Here is a 17,580-nt window from a genome sequence, read left to right as displayed (position 1 = left end):
TACAAATAAAACCCTCGCGACAAATCGCGAGGGTTGTAGGCACTTGCAATTGTTGTGTGCTTAGGTTTAGTAGAGCTTGGTCACTTTCCACCAATTTATGTCGAATCCGCCTGTCACCGCGTACAAACCGAATTGGTGAGTTCCGGCAGGGATTGTAACCTGATGACTGATCGTTCGATAATTAGACCAGCTTCCTGTATTCGGCACATCAGCATAACCAAGCACGGTCGCGCCAGCGTTGAGATCCAATGAAATTCGTCCGCCGTTATTTGGTGAAGCTTCTCGGTATTCCACCAAATAAGTGCCGCTGGTTGGTATGTTGACGTTACTGAACGCGATCCAATCGGTTGCATCAATACCGCCGACATTAAGCCCTCCACCGGTGTCCGGAGTAGACTCTGTCATGATTCCTTTCATATATTGATAGCTTTCAGCTTGGATTAAACGATTGAAGCAGCCTCCTGCATCAAGCTCGCATATCTCCGATTTGGATGTCGAAACCTTGATATCATCATACCAGGCATACGAATGATTAGCAGGCGCGAAGCCGGAGGTTGCACCGCCGAAGAAGGATTCGAAATAGGCTTTATCGATCTTATCCCCATTGCGAACAAACCGTAAACCCGTCAGGTTGGCGGCAGAAACTCCGTTGTACCAAACTTGAATTTCGCCGTCAGGATTCGCATTGCCTGCTGTAACGGTATTTACTTTGAGGCGTTGAACGATGTTGATCCATTGTCCCTTTGGATAGATGACGTTGTTGCCGCCAATCTGCAAGTTCTGGTAATCGCCATATTGATTCGTTTGATCCATATGATAGTAGTAGAGTGCTGCTTGTCCGCCACTTCGCCAGATTATTCTGGAGTTGAAGCCGTTATAACCCGTACAGGTCATTCCGCCTGAGCAGGCACCTCCACCAGCTAGACCGATGCCAAGTTTTCCCCCGTATTGCGTCGTACCCCAGCTAAAGTCACTACTGAAGCGAACCCAGAAGGATAAATAATATTGTTGACCTGGCGTTAAGGCAAAAGGGGCCTGTGCTCCTGAATTTTCGGGACTGATTTGTCCCTGAGGATAGAACACGCGAAGAGATTTGCCGCCGGAATGCGAGTAAGCGCTGTCAATCATCGTGCGATTGTTCATGCCAAGCTGCCACGGTGCACTCCAGCCGTCAAATCCCCACTCTGTAAGTGTATATGCGTTGCCTGTGGTTGGACGTTCGAATGTGTTGATCTTGGGTGCCGCAGTGGCTGCAGCAACATCCATTAACATCACTAACATAAATAAAGCAATTACAAGTTTCCTTCTCATCATGTGGCCTCCTAATAAATGAATGGATAGCTTGATGAATCGTCTGTTCCCATCTCGGTGACACAAAACCGACTCATTGCTACATGGTCCGCATGGCATCAACTCCTGTCCATTTTGGTTACAACGCATAACAGCACCAAAACTGATCGTCTGCCATTCAGTCTTGGTGCTGTATATGCAATTTCAGCATAACAACGAGGAAGAGTATAAGGTATAGTCTGATATTATCATTGTGACTATAATTTAAACCGAGATAATAATGTGACTTTGTTAATTTTTAAGATTGCTTGTGCAACATCTTTTAAGGTTTTAAAACCTTATAAATCAGGGGAATCGAAAGGAAAGTGATGTTATTCTTATTCATTTGCTAGAATTGAAAACAGTGAAATAGTGCTAGTTTATAGTCGTTTAGGACAAGCAAAGAAGGGCGTCGAATCTTAGAATGAAGCCATGTACTTGCAAGACAAAAGTATAGGTGCCTCCTATTCGACTTGGAGAGACATTATGAAAGGAGAGATAACACTTGAAGTTTTATCTGGGCGTGGATGGTGGAGGAAGCAAGACGCTTGCAGTCGTGTCGGACTCAGCAGGAAGGATTGCTGGGAGAGGAATGAGCGGCTGCGGAAATCATCAGCTCGGCGTGGAGCTAGCCGATCACAATATTCGGTCTGCTGTGGAAGCAGCTCTGCTGGAAGCGGGTATACAGAAAGAAGAGGTCGCATTCGCCATGTTCGGCCTAGCAGGTGCAGATCGACAAGCGGATTTCGATATTCTTAGACCTATGATTGCGGCAATGGGATACGCTGAATCAGAGATTGTATGTGATACGGAAATCGGTCTTCGTGCGGGAACGAGGCAGGATAACGGCGTGGTGCTTATTTGCGGAAGTGGAACCAATTGCTTCGGGATGAACAAACAAGGTGAATCGCTGCAGGTAGGTGGCTTCGGATATGCCAATGGAGATTTCGGCGGCGGCAGTGAGCTGGCGGTGGAGGTCTATCGATCCGTTATTCGTGAATGGGAAGGAAGAGGGCAAGCGACGGCGTTAACGAATCTAACGCTTCAAGCGTTGCAATACGATGATGTAGAGGCGATGTTTAATGGATTATTAGATAAAGGTGAACGACCACCGCTATCGCTTGCGAAGCTGCTGTTCGAAGCTGCGCCTACTGATGTAGTTGCGAAAGATATTCTTCAGCGACAAGGCGAAGAACTCGGCAAAGCAGCATGCGCGGTAATCAGGAAGCTGGGTATGGAAGAGGAGAGCTTTGATGTCGTTCTGGCAGGTAGCATAGTAGCTAGAGGACAAGGCGACTTTGTGACCTCGCACGTCGATCGGTTGACGAAAGAGGCTGCTCCGCATTCAAGCCTGCGCGTGCTGAAGCTTGAGCCGGTGGCTGGCGCTTTGCTATTGGCTATGGAATGTGATGGCGTTGTAGTGGGTCCGGACATATATACATCATTTGAACAAGCACTTACAGTGAAGGGAAGCGAATCGGAATGAGTCATGGATTAAAGGTAGCCGTTATCGGAGGAGGTTCATCCTATACACCGGAATTAATCGAAGGTTTCATTAAACGTTATGATACGTTTCCGGTGGCCAAGATCGTGCTCGTGGATATCGAGTCTGGCAGACATAAGCTCGAGATCGTAGGTGCGCTGGCTCAGCGAATGGTGGAGAAGAGCGGATTGCCTATACAGGTTGAGCTAACGCTGGATCGTCGTCAAGCACTCGAAGGTGCGGATTTTGTCTCGACGCAGATGCGTGTAGGTTTGTTGGAGGCCAGAGGCTGGGATGAATCCATTCCTGTGAAGTACGGTCTGCTAGGCCAAGAAACGACTGGTGCAGGCGGGATGATGAAAGCATTGAGGACGATTCCGGTCTTGCTAGACATCTGCAAGGATATGGAGGAGCTGTGTCCAGACGCCTTTTTGTTGAACTTCACCAATCCTGCGGGAATGGTAACCGAGGCGATCCTCAACCACTCCAATATTCGCTCTATCGGACTATGCAACTCCCCGATCGCAGCTTACAAATGGCTATCTCATTTGTACAACGTTTCGGAGAGCAGAATTTATTGCGAATTCGCCGGTCTTAATCATCTGCACTGGATTAGCCGTATCGAGATTGATGGGGTATCCAAGCTTGAAGAGCTGCTGGATCGGCAAGGTTCATACAGCGCCACTAACGTGCCGCAGCTAGCGTGGAACGACACCTTAATCCGAGGGCTTGGCGCGATACCTTCCTATTATCTGAAATATTTTTATCTCCACAGAGAGATGGTCGAGGAAGGCAAAGCGGCAGCCGCTCGCGGCGAAAACCGCGCGGAAACGGTGAAACGGTTGGAGGAAGAGCTGTTTGAGATCTACAAGCAGCCGGAGCTGGCGGAGAAGCCGAAGCAGCTTGAGCAGCGCGGCGGCGCTTATTACTCCGAGGCAGCCGTCAAATTAATGCATTCGATCTATAACGATACAGGCGATATTCAAGCGCTGAACGTACGTAACGGCACCACGCTCGACTTCTTGCCGCCTGATGCCGCGATCGAGGTCAACTGCAAAGTGACAAGGCATGGTGCAACGCCGGTGCCAGTTCAGCGCGTGCCGGAGGCAGCGAAAGGACTGATTAAGGCAGTCAAAACCTACGAAAGCCTGGCAATTGAAGCCGCTGTCTCAGGCAGCCGTGACAAGGCATTGTTGGCGCTGGCCAGCCATCCACTCATCGACTCCTCGAATGTGGCTGAAGCCATGTTGGATGAGATGCTGGAGCGGAACAAGATATATGTGCCGCGATTCTTCTCGAAATAGAGAAAAGGGGTGTTTACTGACCGAATCCAAGAAGTCTGGGCTGGCGCAAAATGCCGCTCTCCGTAAACTCGAGAGCAGCTACCCTGCAGGGGAACGGTGTGCCTAGCCACTGCACATCTGCCTTGCTCATACCAGGCGTCAATTTGTCGAATGGGCAAGGGCCAGGATGTTGCTCGGCAAATTGAGCTAACAGCGACTTGGAGGACTGGTCAAGCCCCGCGACATGACCGATATAACGCCCTTCATAGCGGAGCACAAGACTAGCTATTGTTCCGCTATGGCGCTTTAGCCCGACGACATCAGCAACGAGCCTAAGCTCTTTTCGTTTTTTGAACCAGTTTTCATGTCGTTTCCCCTCTACATAGGTGCTGTCTGCTCGCTTGGAGACGACACCCTCCCAGTCCTTTTCTACCACCCAATCCCATAGCGCAGAACCATCGGCATATAAGTCAGAGATGAACAGCCGGGGGTGCTTATCAGGGAATTTGGCAGACAAACGTGAGAATCGTTCGCGCAGTGATCGTTCTCTCAGCTCCTCGCCATCTGCATGCAAGAGATCGAAGAGGACGTACACCAAATTTTCCTTATGGAGACGTGATTGCCCCATTAACTTTCCTCGTTGAAAATTAGGTCTATTCCCATCAAAGTAAACAATTTCGCCATCCAGCAAGCATGGACCGATCCGCAGCGGCTCGAGCAGGGAGACAATCCCTGGGAAAATACTGTTTTTTAGCGCCATACGTTTGGAGAACAGCTCAACTCCGCCCTGGCCGTCCAATCTGGCGATCGTTCGAACGCCATCCCATTTCAGCTGATACACCCAATCCGGTCCAAGTGGAATGACGGGAGAGGCAATCGGAGACATGGGGACGCGAGGGAGAGGGATGTTAAGGTCAGTTGTGGCATCGGAGGGGAGGGTACCTCCGATGTTTTCCTTCTTCATTATGATGCCGTCCCTTTTTTGGTCTTAGCTCCAGCTTTACTTTTACTGCTCTTTGCCTTTGCGTCCGACGATTTGGTGGACTTCGAAGTTGTACCTTCATGAACCGGTTTGTCCGCTTTGCCGGAATCCATAGGGATTTTGACAGCATCGAGGCTAGCTTGCAGGGCGGCCATGAGATCGATGACATTGCTGCCTGTATCGGATGGTGCGGCGACGATGTCGAGACTTTCTCCGCTGATTTTATGCTCAATCGCTTCAAGGAGCGCTGCGCGGTAATTGTCGGTATATTTGTCCGGTGAGAATGGTTCTGACAACTGCTCGATCAATAACTTGGCAACCTGCAGCTCCTTGTCATTGACTATCGCAGCTTGGGGTAAATTAGGGACGTTCGAGATGGGGCGGATCTCGTCCGGGAAGTGCATTGTCTCCAGGCAAAGGCAATTATCTACGACACGAATGGCGGCCAAGCTGCTTTTGCTGCGGATGGATATGTTAGCGATGCCGATCTTGCCCGTTTGCTTGATCGCCTCAACAAGCAAGCTGTATGCGCTGCCGCCTGCCATGTCGGGTGAAAGATAATACGGCTTGACAAAATAGATGGGGTCGATCTCGGATAGGTCGACAAAATCCAATATTTGAATGACTCGCGCAGAATCCGGCTTAAGCGCGTCTATTTCTTCATCCGCGAACAATACGAATTTGCCTCGCTCGTATTCAAATCCTTTGGCAAGCTCCTCTGGTGCAACTTCCTGATCACAATGGGTGCAGCGGCGAATTTGCGAAATAGGTGTTCCGCATGTTTTGTGAATCGTACGGAACCGAATGTCTTTGTCCTCGGTCGCCGTAAACATTTTGACCGGAACATGCACCAGCCCGAAGCTTATGGCACCTTTCCAAACAGTGTGCATGGGAGAACCCTCCTTTGTAGCATTGTTTTCATTACATGTAGGATACCAAGAATAACGAGAAAATAATGTGAGCACAATATGGCAACATTCGGCATCTTGACGAAAATAAGAATGTGAAGGCGGAATTGGAATGAATTGGCGAGGCAGGTCTCTTTGTATATTCTGTGTAGTGATTGGTCTGGTATTATGCGGGTTTGCTTCACAGCCGCATAACCGCAACTATTATGAAAGGCGTGGCGAAGCGATATGGGAGGTGACAACGGACGAACAATTGATGGCATTCACCTTTGATGATGGTCCGAATGCCAACATGACTCCGTTGATCCTGGATTTGTTGAAGGAATACGATGCCAAAGCGACCTTCTTTGTTGTGGGCAACCGTATTGACAAAAATGTCGGCATTATTAAACGCGAGGCAGAAGAAGGGCATGAGGTCGCCAATCACACGTATAACCATGTTTTCTTAAATAGCAGCCAAAGCGCTGAGAAAATTGATCAAGAAATTAAACAAACGAAACAAAAAATAGAAGAGATTACGGGGCAGGATTCGCCTTGGTTTCGACCTCCCGGCGGCTTCATTAACGATCGTGTAATTGATGCAGCCCGCAAATACGGGTACACGGTGACGTTGTGGTCCTGGCACCAAGATACGAAGGATTGGCGAGCTCCTGGCGTAGATTACATCGTCAAAAAAGTTCTCGACAATGCTCGTAATGGTGATATTGTGCTCATGCATGATCATGTACAGGGATCTACACAAACGTATCAAGCACTCAAACTTATTCTGCCAGAGCTCAAAGCGCGCGGTTTTCGACTTGTGACAGTCTCGGAACTTGTAAAGTCTAAACGATCAAATGAAGCGCATCATTGGGACGTAGGCGAATAAAAATTACGAAGTCATATAAACATGGGTGGCGGACATATAATGAACAGCTGCATGCGAACGGTGGTATGTTTCTGTTAATTAACATGGTTAATTAATCTGACGTCCGGGATGCGGACGTCAGATTTTTGTGTTGCAGAGGGATACGGTCCGTTTCATATGTTGGTGGTTGGGGTACTGGTAGTTAGCGGCGTTAAGTATTCATAGAAAGGAACGTACATATGGTCTACGATTGTATTTTTTGCAAGGATTCAGGGAGCTTTGGTGGTAAAAGCGGTAGTGAATTTGTATGCTACTGCGTGAATACGCAAGAAAAAGGTAGAGAGCTGAAAAAGATTGCGGATAACGAGATGTCTGGTGTAGACGAGCTTTATAAATAATCGATTGGAACATGTACGTTGAGCGTTGTCAGATTCCTGCTACGATTCGTCCTGCCCGCGACGATATTTGCTTCATTAACTCGTCTTCGTCGATGGTTAGCAGGTTGCGGCCTTGCATCAACACTTTGCCATTTACAATTGTGGTGTCCACATCTGCGCCATTTGCACAATATGTCAGAAGTGAATGGATATTATGAATCGGCTGCAAATGCGGTTTGTTCATATTAATTAGGATGATGTCCGCTTTCTTACCAACCTCCAGCGTACCAACCTCATGTCCAATGTTCAACACTTCCGCACTACCAGACGTCGCCATGCCTAGAGCAACATGGGCTGGAATCCTTGTAGGATCTCCGAAATCCAGCTTCTGGAGCCAGGCGGCAGCGCGAATTTCCTCAAACATATCTAACGTGGTTGCACTGCCTGCCCCGTCTGTACCTAATCCGACAGTGATCCCATGTGCCATCAATTCCGTTACCGGTGCAATGCCGCAACCGAGCTTGAGGTTGCTGACCGGATTATGGGATACCCCACCTTTTATACCCTTCAAATAACCAAGATCGCGCCTATTTAGATGAACACTGTGCGCTAAAAGTACATGTGCCTGTTCAAACAAGCCAAGGTGAAACAAATATTCGGTAGGGGTTTGATGATACTTTTCTCGAATTTTCACAACCTCTTCTTTGGTTTCAGCCAGATGCGTGTGGATCGGAATATTGTTAAGCAACGCGATTTCGATCACCTCTCGAAAGGGCTGGGGAGGAACGGTGTATGGTGAGTGTGGACCAAGCATTGTCGTAATTCTGCCCTCGGCAGTGCCATGCCATCGACCGATTAAATCCATTGCCTCCGTCATGCGACGGCCTCCGTCGTTTTCAAGGAATACCAAGCCTCTAGTCAATGAAGCGCGCATCCCGACTTCTTCTACCGCATGTGCAATCTCGTTCATATGGATGTACATATCCGCAAAGGCGGTCGTACCCGACCTAATCATTTCGGCCATGGCGAGCTTCGCCCCCCAATAAATATCCTCGGGTGTCATCCGCGCTTCAGCAGGAAGCATCTTCTTGTCTAACCATTCCATTAGCTTCAAATCATCCGAGAATCCTCGCAACAGGCTCATAGGCGTATGCTGGTGAGCATTAATAAGTCCGGGCATCGCGATCATCCCAGCGCCGGAGATGATTTGTACATCTTCGATATCAATGGCTGGATTAATATCCGCAATACGGTCTCCGTCAATGAGAATGTCTCCAATATACGGTTTTTCTTCTAGCATGGTTAAGATCGTCGCACCTTTAATACATGTTTTCATCGTGACAGCCTCCTTATTTGAGGCTTATACTAAACCTTGACGTAAGGTCATAGTCAAGCGATTAAAGGAGTTTCACCTTCACATGAGAATGAAAGAAGTCGCAGATAAACTGAAAATATCGCAAAGAGCCATTCGATTCTACGAAGCCAAAGGACTTATTGCGCTATCCAAACAAGAAGATAATCAATATCGCATATTTAATGAAGAAGACATATGGCATCTGCAGACGATCATTGCGCTTAGGGAATCAGGCATGTCGGTTCGAGATATTCGGACTGCGTTAACGGATATCGATAGGAAAGGAAGCTCGCAGCTTTCTTATTTGTTGGAGCTCCAGAGGTCGGTGATGTTTTCCAAGTGGGTCGAAATGAAACAAATTATTGATACAACGGACAAGATGATTGAAACGCTGAAAGATAAACAGGAGCTTCCGCTTGATGATATCTATACGTTGGCGGATGGTTCAAGAAGATTGCGCGAACAACGGGCTTGGGAGGATAAGTGGGGGTTTGATGGTTTAGCTAGTGTTCACGATGAACTCGTTCAAGAAGGTCAGCACAAATACAAGGACTATGATGAAGCGCTGCGGCTCATCGTGAAATGGGTATCACCCATTCATGGTGAACGAGGTCTGGATATCGGCACGGGTACAGGGAATTTGCTTGGTCGTCTGATCGAAGCAGGTGTTGTAATGGAAGGTGTTGACCAGTCCAAGGAGATGTTAAAGGTTTGTCAGCGGAAATTTCCTGATATGTTGACGAAACTCGGAAATTTCCTGGCATTGCCTTACCTAGATGGAAAGTTTGATTTTGTTGTTTCAAGCTTTGCGCTGCATCATTTGACGAGCGAACAAATTCGGATGGCTATCCAAGAAATGCGTAGAGTCATGAAACCGCATGGTCGTATTTGTATCGCAGATTTGATGATGGACATTGAGGATGGCACAACACTATGGACAGTTGAGGAGTATATTGCGATCTCCGAGCTCATTCATATGTTCGAAGAGTGCGGATATATCACCAAGAAGCTGAAGGTGAATGAACGTTTGCATGTGGTGTTGGCTGTTCCCATACGGTAGGGGCTCGGGTAGGGGATTGCAAAAAAATCGGGCTCCCTTTCGGGAGCCCTTTTCATGGGAGAGGAAAGATTCCCATTATGATTTAGCGTGAATGTGGCCGAATATGTTGGTTTTGTGGTAGGTGGCGGCCCATTTCTATGCCTAAGAATGAATAAAAAAGAGGTCAATTGAAGAAAATAGAACCCAATTAGAACCCCAGAACATCGAATCAAGACTATTCTCTTTGTTTTAATTTTGCAGGTAGTATATCCTCAAATACGGCCGCAGATGCCGCATCCACTGACGCAAATATTTTGCTGTAGCGATCCACCATCTTCGCATTCTTCCACCCGAGGCGTTTTGCTATCGCCTGGTTGTGTACATTCTTCGCGATCATGATGCTTGTTGCTGTATGGCGAATACCGTGAAAAGGTATATATCTCAGATGCGGATGGCGATCGTGAAAAGTGACCCATTTTTTGCGGATCGTTGACGGGTGTAACGGCTTTCCGGTTGCCAGATTCGGGAACAAGTAATAATCTTCTTCCTCATTACTGATCACGTTCTCGCGCCCTTGTGCGGCTCTTAGATGCTTCTCCAACACCTTGCAGTATTCCAGCAGCATATAGGCGATCGATGGTGAGTAGGCCATCGATCGCGGCTCGTTGTTCTTAGGGAGCTTAATTACAGGCTCACCGTTTTTGAAAGCGGGGATCGTTTCTAGGACTGTGCCCGTACAACTCCAGATGTCGCTTTCAGGATCGTAATGGAATTTTAGGTTGCTACGTTTTTGACCGAGTAGTTCCGCACGGCGCATGCCGGTCGTAGTGTCCAGAGTGACGAGCACCTGTAATATCATTCGTTCCATTCGGTAACGAGGCTCCTTGTACCTAGGATCGAAATTCACATCATGTTCTAGTGCCTCATAGAGCTGTATCAGTTCTTCTTCGTTGTAAGCGTCCGGTTTCTTAACATCGTCTTCTGCTGGCTTGTTTACGCCTTCCATTGGATTTTCATCAAGCTTTTTCCATTGGACGGCCTTCGAAAAAATACTCCTCATAACACGATATACAAATACGAGCGATGCTGATTTCAAAGGTCCCGATTTGCCATTGCGTCGCTTTCCGAACTTTGTTTCTGGATTGCGAAGGTCAGTCATAAATTTTACGATATGCGTCGTTGTGATTTCATCCAGGTACATCGATTCAAAACAAGGAAGTATACGCGTTTCATAATGGTATTTATAGCTATTGCGAGTTGTGAATTCAAGCGTCGGAAGGTGATTTTCATTCCAAAAATCTCCGAATGCTTTGAAGGAGAACCGTTTCTGCTTTTTATACGTATCTCCATCTTCAATTTCTGATTTGAACTTGTATAGATGCTCATCAAAAAACTTTTGCAATTTCTTAGCATGGCGTAAGAGATTGGCATCGGTACAATTTTTCAAAAAGTCATTAAGGGATTTGGTTGACTTCAAAACCGAATGATCGAATTCGTCCAGTTTATCTATGGACTGCATAAGCGAAGTGTCAGTAATCAAGCATGGCTTTCTTGCGGGAGTCCGCTTTTTTCCGTTAGCATTGTAGCCTAAAGGGATGACCAATCGCCAAGAATATTTCCCGCGTTGCTGGATGCTGGCCATTTTGACTCACCTCACCATGTAATAGTATTTTGAAGGTCATATTGCAAGCACTCCTCAATGTCGCCGATCCGTAGAAGAAGCGTTCGAATCTCGTAAACATCGTAATGCAAACCCAGATATTTCTCTGCATGTATTCGTAATGCCGGCATGTTGAGGCCGACTTCCAGCTCATTTCGGACATAGACATGCTCAGGAACGCTAAGTGCAAGAATGTCCTGGTCAAACTGGTCGACCGAAAAACGTTCGAATGGGGCCGCGATCGAGATGAAGAGGGGCTTGTTCCAATCGAATGAATGATGCTCGAGCAAAAGCCAAACCGGAAATAATTGTCCAATCTCTGGATCGAGATCATAATATACTGACATTTTCATTAGCCTAACGCACCCCTTTGATCGCTGAGCTGCTGATGGAGCTTATCCAAAACGCGGAGCGTCTCTTCCGAATAGCCATAGCGGTAGGTGATCCCGGTCTGCCTAGCGTAAGCGTTTCGGTCGTGGTGTCCTTGTAGCATTCGTCGCCGTACTTGGTCGATACGCTTTACGACAAAGGGCAGAGGGAGCCGGAACACGTCTGCCAGCAGGTTATAGTATTCATCATAAGTGTGACAAGGCTTAATTTCTGCCAACATGTAATAGGGCATGGCAGCGTACTGCTGAAATGCACCGGCTTGGGCCTCTTGAAGCTCTATGAATAATTGCGGTAGTCCGAGTTGACTACCGGCATGCATAGCTGGGTGGCAGAGCTCGTGAAAAAAGTCTGCTCGCTGTTTACTGGCACCATCATACTGGTTCAAATAGATAATCCCTACAACATCATCATAGTAAACCTTTGTCTTTCCGCCAGTCGTTCTTACAATGGAACAAAAAATATCCGCGATGTGATCGAGATCCAAGTCGGCCGGCGTTACAATTCCACTTTCCTGATATTTCTGGCATATCCACAGCTCCAGCTCGGTCGGCCTGTAAAGTGTCATGTCAAAAATCAATATGTCTCCCTCCGAATTAGAACGTACGTTCGATTATTTGGTAAAAATATATATGAAGCGTTTATTCCGCTTCAACTTTAGGCTTCTGTCGTTCCAGGAATGCACGGAACTCGTCTGCAGGTATTTGATGATGGTGGGGCTACCCGTCCAGTGCGCGCCTGGTACTTTGTCAGATCGACGGCCACACGGCTGCCATCCACGAATAAATCATCGATTGATAGGAGGGAGGCGGGATCTTCTTGACCGAGCATGCCCATTTTTACTTCAGTGAAATAAGTTTTCTGCTCGTCGGGTATGCCGGCTTCGTCCGGACGGAAGATGACGATCTTGGTCATAGGTCCGCGTTCGACCTGAATACGGTATCGCATAGAAACACCTCATTCCAGAATGTACGTTCGTATATAAGGCGGAAAAGAAAAGCCATCGCTGGCTTAATCTAAAAATCCTATCTTGTGGCTAAGAAAATTATAATTCCAATAAAAATGACGCATACAGGAATCACTATACATCCAACCGCCCAGCGCTGACCTTTGATGACTCTTTGCCCCAGGTCAGTCCTGATAGGTGGAGTGGATGGTGACGAAGGTGATTTCGTCACCATGCTCCCACAATGTTTGCATTTAATTGCTTCATCTTGATTCTCTTCAGCACAGTAAGGGCACTTTTTCACGGCTGTCACCTTGTCGATCCCCATCGGTTAGGGAAGTTGCTAAAATTATTACTGTCTACTTGCAGCAGCTTGTTCAAGTGCGGTATGAACCTCTTTTGATCCAGCATTTTGGTTGTTAAGTAGCTGCGATTCACGGAATTCTTCAGCTGCAGCAGTCTTGATGAATTCTACAGTCTGATCATGATTTCGTTTAATCATCGTTTCAATTTCATCAATAGTAACATTGAAATATTCTCTCCGCTTATTAATAGTGTTCAATCGCTTTGTTTCAAACTCACGATGGAGTGCAGATTCGAGTTTTGGTGCATCATTAGAAAATATCATTGCATGTACATCAAAATTAAATGGAACGGATGCATCGCCTAATTCATATACGCGATCATAAGGATCAAGTCTACGCGTCATTCCGATTTTGAAGACACCTTCACCAAACGAACCGATATTTGAAATGATATACACGTAACCAGCGCGTTGATTAGCTTCACGGTAATCGATATCTTTAAGCTGAATTTCAATTTCACCTAGAATATCGCTAAGCTCATTTAGTTTGTTAATGAGCAGTTCCCGCTCATCTTCGTTTGTACATGTTTCAAGTTGCTTAGTCAGTTTGTTGACAGCATTAGAGTAATGACGTTTTTCCTTTTCTACAGTTTTTCGAGCATCGTCAATTTCTCGTTGAAGGCGGGCTTCTTCACGCATTTGTTCTCTAATTTGACGTTGCTCTTCTTTTTCCTCTTGTTTTTTCAGTTGATACTCATATGCCAGATACAGTTCTTGAATCTTTAGACGTTTATACTCGGAGGATATGCTTACACTCATAATTTTACCAAGTTTGTTTAGAGCTTCCAATGAAGCGTTTATACGTCTTTCGTGAGTCTGGATATTATTGAATTTTACGTTCTCTACACAACTATCGCATTCATTATTAAATGAACGAAGGGTCAACTTAATCATATCGTTTACCATTCGTTTACCTTCTGTTTTATTATTGTTGACAGTCCAATTTGTACTTCCAGTGCACGCTGTACCTGACTTAATCATTGCTTTTTGGCGTTCTCGTAAAGTGTCTAACTGTTGTTTAAAAGTTGAACTATTCGTAAAGTTAAATTTTGGTTCATATAATGCAAATGATTCCAACATGATTTGTTCATCTAGAACCAAAAGTTCTTTTTGTTTAATGTTATGCTGGTATTTAAGTGTTGATATTTGGCTTTGAATTGCTAAAGATTGTTTAGCATAATCTTCATTAAGTGAATTGATTGTTGAAATAGTACGAGCCTCTTCTTCCTTTAGCAAGTTCAATTTTCGGATAAGATCGGCAATTTCCTGATGCTCCGGTTTCATAAGTGAACTAAGGATATCATTGTCCTTTCGCAATCCGTTCAACTCTGATTTAAGTTTCTTAATTCGAAATATATCTAGAAAGCTCATTCTCAGACCCCTACTTATCCCCATCGGTTGAGGTACTTGCTATTTATCCTTCTGTTGTTCCAGCCGCTTCCGACGCTCTTCACGAAACCGTCGAAACTCCTCGAGCTCTTTCTTGATATGCTGAGCTTCCACCTCATCCATTTCTTCTGGAGGGCCACCCAAGTATGCAATATAGACTCCTGGTTCGACACTGACAGCAGTTTTGGATTCAGTTTTTGAAGGTGACGGATCTTCATTGTGTTTAAGGTTGCTTTCTTCCAATTCGATGTAGCCCATGTTTGCCATCAATTCATCGTATGTTACATCTTTCAAATACTTTGCAACATCCTTAAGAGTTGATGGGGAAGCTTTATGCGTACCAGCTTCAATTCGATTTATAGTCGAATGGCTAACACCTGACACATCTGCCAATTGACGTTGACTTAAATAACCACTCTTTTCACGAAGTCTCGAAAAGTAGACCCCGAACTCCTTAAGATCCATAGTCATCACCAGCTTTATCATATCATCTAATGTTTCAAGCGTGAAACATAAATGTGTATCACGCGTGAAATTAATTGTTGCATGTGTGTTACAGTCGTGGTATATTGAATTTGTAACAAGCGTGCAACAGTAGAAGGGAGGTGCCCGTGTGAAAATATTACTGATCCCGGGAGCTTTGGAGGCAATTCAAAATGAGAATGGGATGACGGATCAGGAGTTTGCAGAATATATTGGTATATCGCGCAGCCAACTGTGGAGGATTCTATTACCTAAGGACGACAAAAGATTTTCTCTGGGTCAAGATGTGATAGCAAAGTTGTTGCAACGCTTTCCGAATAGAAAGTTTGAGGAATTATTTTTTTTGGACTTATTGTCACATGAATGTGACGAAATACAGCAGGAATATAAATTAGAATCACCACACGTTTCGCAGCTCAATACAGGATGAGAGGAGGTGGACAAGCTTGCGGCAAGGGTTAGCCACTTTTCAGCGGTTGCTCGCAACGACAGCAGGCTTATCGCTTCCAAGCGAGGTTAAGGAAAACGAAGTTGCGTCTTGGATAGTCAATAATGCCAGACAATTCGCAGCCGAGGTAGCCGCCGGCGCGGAAGAGCTGAATCAAATCGAATCTATCATGAAATCATTTAAAAAGTAGGGAGGCACGGGGATGGAATTTCAAAAGGAAGATTTAGTAGCGGCCTTTTACGAATTTTCGAAGTCGGTGCTGCCGCAGATGATCGAGCAAACTCAGAAAATTCGGCCTGCTACGATGAACATTGACGATGCTGCTGTTTATATGGGAGTGCATAGAGACACTGTGAGGAAGTTAATTCGAGAAAAGGAACTCCCACATGTGCGCGTGGCCGGCCGAATATTACTCCGCCCACAAACATTGGACGATTTTATGGCTGCCAGCGAGCGCGAGAGTATTCGGATTGTCGGTTGAAGTAAAAAGGAGTTGGTGGCTTGGAAGTGCACCCGACAGAGGTCAAGGAGTTATTTGAAACAACGGATCAAGAAGAAGCGAACAAACGGCTGCGAGATGGATGGATTTTGTTTGATGTCACACGGGGCAACCTGAAGCATTCGTTCCTTCTTGTAAAGATTTGAGGGGAGCCCGGGGGACGGGCTCCGGTGTGGGGATATGCAGCGGGGGATGCTGCGAGGCGGTCAAAGCGAGGAAATAACCAACAAGATAATTGTACAACTGCATTGCGCTCCCTGTCTGTTCCAATGTGGAACGAAAGGAGGATAGTTGCATGAAGATGGGACTAGGAGCAGTATTACATGCCTGCCGCGAACGCGCGGGTTTCAGCCAAGAAAAGCTTGCAGAATTGTTGAACTTATCGAGGAGTTGTATTTCGAAATACGAAAAGAACCACAAGCCAGTGCACGCTGAAACGCTTTTCCGTTGGGCGGATGTCACGAATGCGAGAGAAGTCGTCGTCGCTTATATCTATGGGTTGGATGGAGTATCGATGATTCAATCGGTTTTACAAGTTACAGGAATGGGAGGTTGATAGATTTGTCACGAGAGAAGCTGGTTGAAGAAGCAAGTCAGGCAGCGCGAAACGCTGACCATAACCTGAAATGGATGGACAAGCATCCGGAACGTTTCGATCCATCGAAGAAATTGGAGATGCAGGCTTACTTGCATAGTATGAAGCGGTTTGCTGCGGTTGAAACGAAAAATGCCCGCCGGCCAGGGCGAGCATCGAAGCTGAGAACACGTCTAAAGAGTCTCTTGTCGTCCATTTTAACTGCTGAACGACTTTAGTGCAAGGGAGAAGATCTTCGTATGGATGGTAAATTCTCAATTTCATTCGATGGCCAAGAGGCCCAAATGATAATACTCGCCCTTCAAGAGAAAGCAGATCGTAAGCGGACGCCGCAGGTTGCCGGTATGTACAGGCTGCTGGCAAGGCGAGTCGCAGAAGGCAAGCAATCGTTTCATGCTTCATCCTATCAAGTCATGGCGGTGCGTTACGGGCTGCCGGCGGAGGCGAGTGGTAATGCGATTTCGATGGATCAACTCGGCGGCGGAGCGAGCTGCTATTTGTATGGCGGTTGCACGGATCCGGTGCAAGGGACTCACCGTTGAGGAGGCCGTCGCGGCAACCCTGGAGACGGGTCGGCATTGTCGCAATCCTGAAGTAATTTCGGACAAGCAGCTCCGTCGCCTGCATAAGGCAGTCAGCCAGATGGTTGCGAGCGGCAATCAAAAAATTAGTTGAGGAGGACCATTGATGCCTTATATTCCGAATCCGGACAAGCCTGGTGAATTGTCAACAATTGCTGAAGGGATCTCCGCCTTCTATGAATGCTGCACCAAGGGCGGCGGTGTGGATTTAGAGAAATTCGCGAAATGGAAGAGTCGCTATCCTGCAGTGATGTGGGAGGCGTATGAGACGCTGAATATGGTATTAGATGAGCATTACCCACCAGTGGAGCAAGGAGGTGTGCAGCATGACCAACGGAACAGCGATCGGGTACATGATTATCGCAGCGCGTAGGGCAGGTTTGGATAAAGATACGATTCAGCGGCTGGAAGCGACGATGTATCTAGAGATGGACAGGGTGACGGAAGGCGAGGCTGAGCAAGCTTATCAAAATTCGTAAGAAGCGAGAGTCCCGAACGTGATTCGGGGCCATCTCCGGGCATCGAACCTCACCCCCGGTTCGGTGTTCGGAGATGCGGCTGACGCATCAATACATAAGACAGGAGGCGTTCCATGGGAGAAGCTGCTGACATGATTTTGAGTGGAT

24 protein-coding genes are annotated in these 17,580 nt (G+C 46.6%); 13 read left to right on the top strand and 11 right to left on the bottom strand.

What is annotated here, in order from left to right; all coding sequences use genetic code 11:
* Positions 1–66 precede the first annotated feature (66 nt).
* Positions 67–1,314, bottom strand: coding sequence for a carbohydrate-binding protein (locus ACX1C1_RS21765; protein WP_458954239.1), 1,248 nt, complete (start codon positions 1,312–1,314; stop codon positions 67–69).
* 520 nt (positions 1,315–1,834) lie between these two features.
* Here ACX1C1_RS21765 and ACX1C1_RS21760 point away from each other — a divergent pair.
* Complete coding sequence (locus tag ACX1C1_RS21760) at positions 1,835–2,815, top strand: N-acetylglucosamine kinase (RefSeq protein WP_458954238.1); 981 nt, start codon at positions 1,835–1,837, stop codon at positions 2,813–2,815.
* The gene (locus tag ACX1C1_RS21755) at positions 2,812–4,116 is read left to right on the top strand and encodes a 6-phospho-beta-glucosidase (protein ID WP_458954237.1); all 1,305 of its coding nucleotides are present in this window, start codon (positions 2,812–2,814) and stop codon (positions 4,114–4,116) included. The genes ACX1C1_RS21760 and ACX1C1_RS21755 overlap by 4 nt, the downstream gene beginning before the upstream one ends.
* Before the next feature lie 13 nt (positions 4,117–4,129).
* On the opposite strand, the gene ACX1C1_RS21750 is transcribed toward ACX1C1_RS21755, so the two are convergent.
* Both ACX1C1_RS21750 and ku read right to left on the bottom strand, forming a co-directional pair.
* Positions 4,130–5,059, bottom strand: coding sequence for an ATP-dependent DNA ligase (locus ACX1C1_RS21750; protein WP_458954236.1), 930 nt, complete (start codon positions 5,057–5,059; stop codon positions 4,130–4,132).
* Entirely contained in the window at positions 5,059–5,967 is a 909-nt protein-coding gene (gene ku, locus ACX1C1_RS21745; RefSeq protein ID WP_458954235.1) for a non-homologous end joining protein Ku, read from the bottom strand. The genes ACX1C1_RS21750 and ku overlap by 1 nt, the downstream gene beginning before the upstream one ends.
* Before the next feature lie 130 nt (positions 5,968–6,097).
* On the opposite strand from ku, the gene ACX1C1_RS21740 reads away from it, so the two are divergent.
* Positions 6,098–6,853 (top strand): polysaccharide deacetylase family protein, encoded by a 756-nt coding sequence (locus ACX1C1_RS21740; RefSeq protein ID WP_458954234.1) that lies wholly within the window; start codon positions 6,098–6,100, stop codon positions 6,851–6,853.
* A gap of 405 nt (positions 6,854–7,258) precedes the next feature.
* Here the strand turns inward: ACX1C1_RS21740 and ACX1C1_RS21735 are convergent, their stop codons facing one another.
* Positions 7,259–8,545 carry an amidohydrolase gene (locus ACX1C1_RS21735; RefSeq protein ID WP_458954233.1) on the bottom strand — a complete coding sequence of 429 codons (1,287 nt, stop codon included), beginning with the start codon at positions 8,543–8,545 and terminating at the stop codon, positions 7,259–7,261.
* Positions 8,546–8,627: 82 nt separating this feature from the next.
* Between ACX1C1_RS21735 and ACX1C1_RS21730 the strand changes: the two genes are divergently transcribed.
* Positions 8,628–9,623: a MerR family transcriptional regulator gene (locus ACX1C1_RS21730; RefSeq protein ID WP_458954232.1), complete on the top strand. Its 996-nt coding sequence runs from the start codon at positions 8,628–8,630 to the stop codon at positions 9,621–9,623.
* Between the two features lie 214 nt (positions 9,624–9,837).
* On the opposite strand, the gene ACX1C1_RS21725 is transcribed toward ACX1C1_RS21730, so the two are convergent.
* The 7 genes from ACX1C1_RS21725 to ACX1C1_RS21695 form a co-directional block, all read right to left on the bottom strand.
* The gene (locus ACX1C1_RS21725; protein WP_458954231.1) at positions 9,838–11,244 is read right to left on the bottom strand and encodes a tyrosine-type recombinase/integrase; all 1,407 of its coding nucleotides are present in this window, start codon (positions 11,242–11,244) and stop codon (positions 9,838–9,840) included.
* Positions 11,245–11,255: 11 nt separating this feature from the next.
* Complete coding sequence (locus ACX1C1_RS21720) at positions 11,256–11,615, bottom strand: hypothetical protein (RefSeq protein ID WP_458954230.1); 360 nt, start codon at positions 11,613–11,615, stop codon at positions 11,256–11,258.
* Complete coding sequence (locus tag ACX1C1_RS21715; RefSeq protein WP_458954229.1) at positions 11,615–12,229, bottom strand: ImmA/IrrE family metallo-endopeptidase; 615 nt, start codon at positions 12,227–12,229, stop codon at positions 11,615–11,617. Before ACX1C1_RS21715 ends, ACX1C1_RS21720 begins: the two co-directional genes overlap by 1 nt.
* A gap of 77 nt (positions 12,230–12,306) precedes the next feature.
* Positions 12,307–12,597 (bottom strand): hypothetical protein, encoded by a 291-nt coding sequence (locus ACX1C1_RS21710; RefSeq protein ID WP_458954228.1) that lies wholly within the window; start codon positions 12,595–12,597, stop codon positions 12,307–12,309.
* A gap of 77 nt (positions 12,598–12,674) precedes the next feature.
* Entirely contained in the window at positions 12,675–12,923 is a 249-nt protein-coding gene (locus ACX1C1_RS21705) for a zinc ribbon domain-containing protein (protein WP_458954227.1), read from the bottom strand.
* Positions 12,924–12,947: 24 nt separating this feature from the next.
* Positions 12,948–14,330 carry a DUF4041 domain-containing protein gene (locus tag ACX1C1_RS21700; RefSeq protein ID WP_458954226.1) on the bottom strand — a complete coding sequence of 461 codons (1,383 nt, stop codon included), beginning with the start codon at positions 14,328–14,330 and terminating at the stop codon, positions 12,948–12,950.
* A 39-nt stretch (positions 14,331–14,369) separates the two neighbouring features.
* Positions 14,370–14,813 (bottom strand): helix-turn-helix domain-containing protein, encoded by a 444-nt coding sequence (locus ACX1C1_RS21695; RefSeq protein WP_458954225.1) that lies wholly within the window; start codon positions 14,811–14,813, stop codon positions 14,370–14,372.
* A gap of 148 nt (positions 14,814–14,961) precedes the next feature.
* On the opposite strand from ACX1C1_RS21695, the gene ACX1C1_RS21690 reads away from it, so the two are divergent.
* The 9 genes from ACX1C1_RS21690 to ACX1C1_RS21650 all read left to right on the top strand — a co-directional run bounded on the left by ACX1C1_RS21690 (position 14,962) and on the right by ACX1C1_RS21650 (position 17,433).
* Positions 14,962–15,261: a hypothetical protein gene (locus ACX1C1_RS21690; RefSeq protein ID WP_458954224.1), complete on the top strand. Its 300-nt coding sequence runs from the start codon at positions 14,962–14,964 to the stop codon at positions 15,259–15,261.
* 16 nt (positions 15,262–15,277) lie between these two features.
* Positions 15,278–15,469, top strand: a complete 192-nt coding sequence (locus tag ACX1C1_RS21685; RefSeq protein WP_458954223.1) for a hypothetical protein — start codon at positions 15,278–15,280, stop codon at positions 15,467–15,469.
* A 12-nt stretch (positions 15,470–15,481) separates the two neighbouring features.
* Positions 15,482–15,760 (top strand): excisionase family DNA-binding protein, encoded by a 279-nt coding sequence (locus tag ACX1C1_RS21680; protein ID WP_458954222.1) that lies wholly within the window; start codon positions 15,482–15,484, stop codon positions 15,758–15,760.
* A 20-nt stretch (positions 15,761–15,780) separates the two neighbouring features.
* Complete coding sequence (locus ACX1C1_RS21675; RefSeq protein ID WP_458954221.1) at positions 15,781–15,924, top strand: hypothetical protein; 144 nt, start codon at positions 15,781–15,783, stop codon at positions 15,922–15,924.
* Positions 15,925–16,073: 149 nt separating this feature from the next.
* Positions 16,074–16,334 carry a helix-turn-helix domain-containing protein gene (locus ACX1C1_RS21670; protein WP_458954220.1) on the top strand — a complete coding sequence of 87 codons (261 nt, stop codon included), beginning with the start codon at positions 16,074–16,076 and terminating at the stop codon, positions 16,332–16,334.
* A gap of 5 nt (positions 16,335–16,339) precedes the next feature.
* Complete coding sequence (locus ACX1C1_RS21665) at positions 16,340–16,591, top strand: hypothetical protein (protein ID WP_458954219.1); 252 nt, start codon at positions 16,340–16,342, stop codon at positions 16,589–16,591.
* A 21-nt stretch (positions 16,592–16,612) separates the two neighbouring features.
* On the top strand, positions 16,613–16,915 hold the full coding sequence (locus ACX1C1_RS21660; RefSeq protein WP_458954218.1) for a hypothetical protein: 303 nt from the start codon (positions 16,613–16,615) through the stop codon (positions 16,913–16,915).
* Positions 16,916–17,060: 145 nt separating this feature from the next.
* A complete protein-coding gene (locus ACX1C1_RS21655; protein ID WP_458954217.1) occupies positions 17,061–17,327 on the top strand; it encodes a hypothetical protein in 267 nt (88 codons plus the stop codon).
* Positions 17,281–17,433, top strand: a complete 153-nt coding sequence (locus ACX1C1_RS21650) for a hypothetical protein (RefSeq protein ID WP_458954216.1) — start codon at positions 17,281–17,283, stop codon at positions 17,431–17,433. The genes ACX1C1_RS21655 and ACX1C1_RS21650 overlap by 47 nt, the downstream gene beginning before the upstream one ends.
* Positions 17,434–17,580: the final 147 nt, after the last annotated feature.

It is taken from the genome of Paenibacillus sp. strain BS8-2 (assembly GCF_054483835.1).
Note: the sequence above shows the minus strand (reverse complement) of the source record. Positions and strands in the feature narration are given on the sequence as shown.

What these genes read in the sequence shown, in the direction of transcription:
- ACX1C1_RS21735 (WP_458954233.1), bottom strand. Translation starts at nt 8,545, where the DNA reads ATGAAAACATGTATTAAAGGTGCGACGATCTTAACCATGCTAGAAGAA.
- ACX1C1_RS21655 (WP_458954217.1), top strand. Translation starts at nt 17,061, where the DNA reads ATGCCTTATATTCCGAATCCGGACAAGCCTGGTGAATTGTCAACAATT.
- ACX1C1_RS21765 (WP_458954239.1), bottom strand. Translation starts at nt 1,314, where the DNA reads ATGATGAGAAGGAAACTTGTAATTGCTTTATTTATGTTAGTGATGTTA.
- ACX1C1_RS21730 (WP_458954232.1), top strand. Translation starts at nt 8,628, where the DNA reads ATGAGAATGAAAGAAGTCGCAGATAAACTGAAAATATCGCAAAGAGCC.
- ACX1C1_RS21725 (WP_458954231.1), bottom strand. Translation starts at nt 11,244, where the DNA reads ATGGCCAGCATCCAGCAACGCGGGAAATATTCTTGGCGATTGGTCATC.
- ACX1C1_RS21740 (WP_458954234.1), top strand. Translation starts at nt 6,098, where the DNA reads ATGAATTGGCGAGGCAGGTCTCTTTGTATATTCTGTGTAGTGATTGGT.
- ACX1C1_RS21650 (WP_458954216.1), top strand. Translation starts at nt 17,281, where the DNA reads ATGACCAACGGAACAGCGATCGGGTACATGATTATCGCAGCGCGTAGG.
- ACX1C1_RS21680 (WP_458954222.1), top strand. Translation starts at nt 15,482, where the DNA reads ATGGAATTTCAAAAGGAAGATTTAGTAGCGGCCTTTTACGAATTTTCG.
- ACX1C1_RS21660 (WP_458954218.1), top strand. Translation starts at nt 16,613, where the DNA reads ATGGATGGTAAATTCTCAATTTCATTCGATGGCCAAGAGGCCCAAATG.
- ACX1C1_RS21750 (WP_458954236.1), bottom strand. Translation starts at nt 5,059, where the DNA reads ATGAAGAAGGAAAACATCGGAGGTACCCTCCCCTCCGATGCCACAACT.
- ku (WP_458954235.1), bottom strand. Translation starts at nt 5,967, where the DNA reads ATGCACACTGTTTGGAAAGGTGCCATAAGCTTCGGGCTGGTGCATGTT.
- ACX1C1_RS21720 (WP_458954230.1), bottom strand. Translation starts at nt 11,615, where the DNA reads ATGAAAATGTCAGTATATTATGATCTCGATCCAGAGATTGGACAATTA.
- ACX1C1_RS21710 (WP_458954228.1), bottom strand. Translation starts at nt 12,597, where the DNA reads ATGCGATACCGTATTCAGGTCGAACGCGGACCTATGACCAAGATCGTC.
- ACX1C1_RS21670 (WP_458954220.1), top strand. Translation starts at nt 16,074, where the DNA reads ATGAAGATGGGACTAGGAGCAGTATTACATGCCTGCCGCGAACGCGCG.
- ACX1C1_RS21700 (WP_458954226.1), bottom strand. Translation starts at nt 14,330, where the DNA reads ATGAGCTTTCTAGATATATTTCGAATTAAGAAACTTAAATCAGAGTTG.
- ACX1C1_RS21695 (WP_458954225.1), bottom strand. Translation starts at nt 14,813, where the DNA reads ATGGATCTTAAGGAGTTCGGGGTCTACTTTTCGAGACTTCGTGAAAAG.
- ACX1C1_RS21705 (WP_458954227.1), bottom strand. Translation starts at nt 12,923, where the DNA reads ATGGGGATCGACAAGGTGACAGCCGTGAAAAAGTGCCCTTACTGTGCT.
- ACX1C1_RS21755 (WP_458954237.1), top strand. Translation starts at nt 2,812, where the DNA reads ATGAGTCATGGATTAAAGGTAGCCGTTATCGGAGGAGGTTCATCCTAT.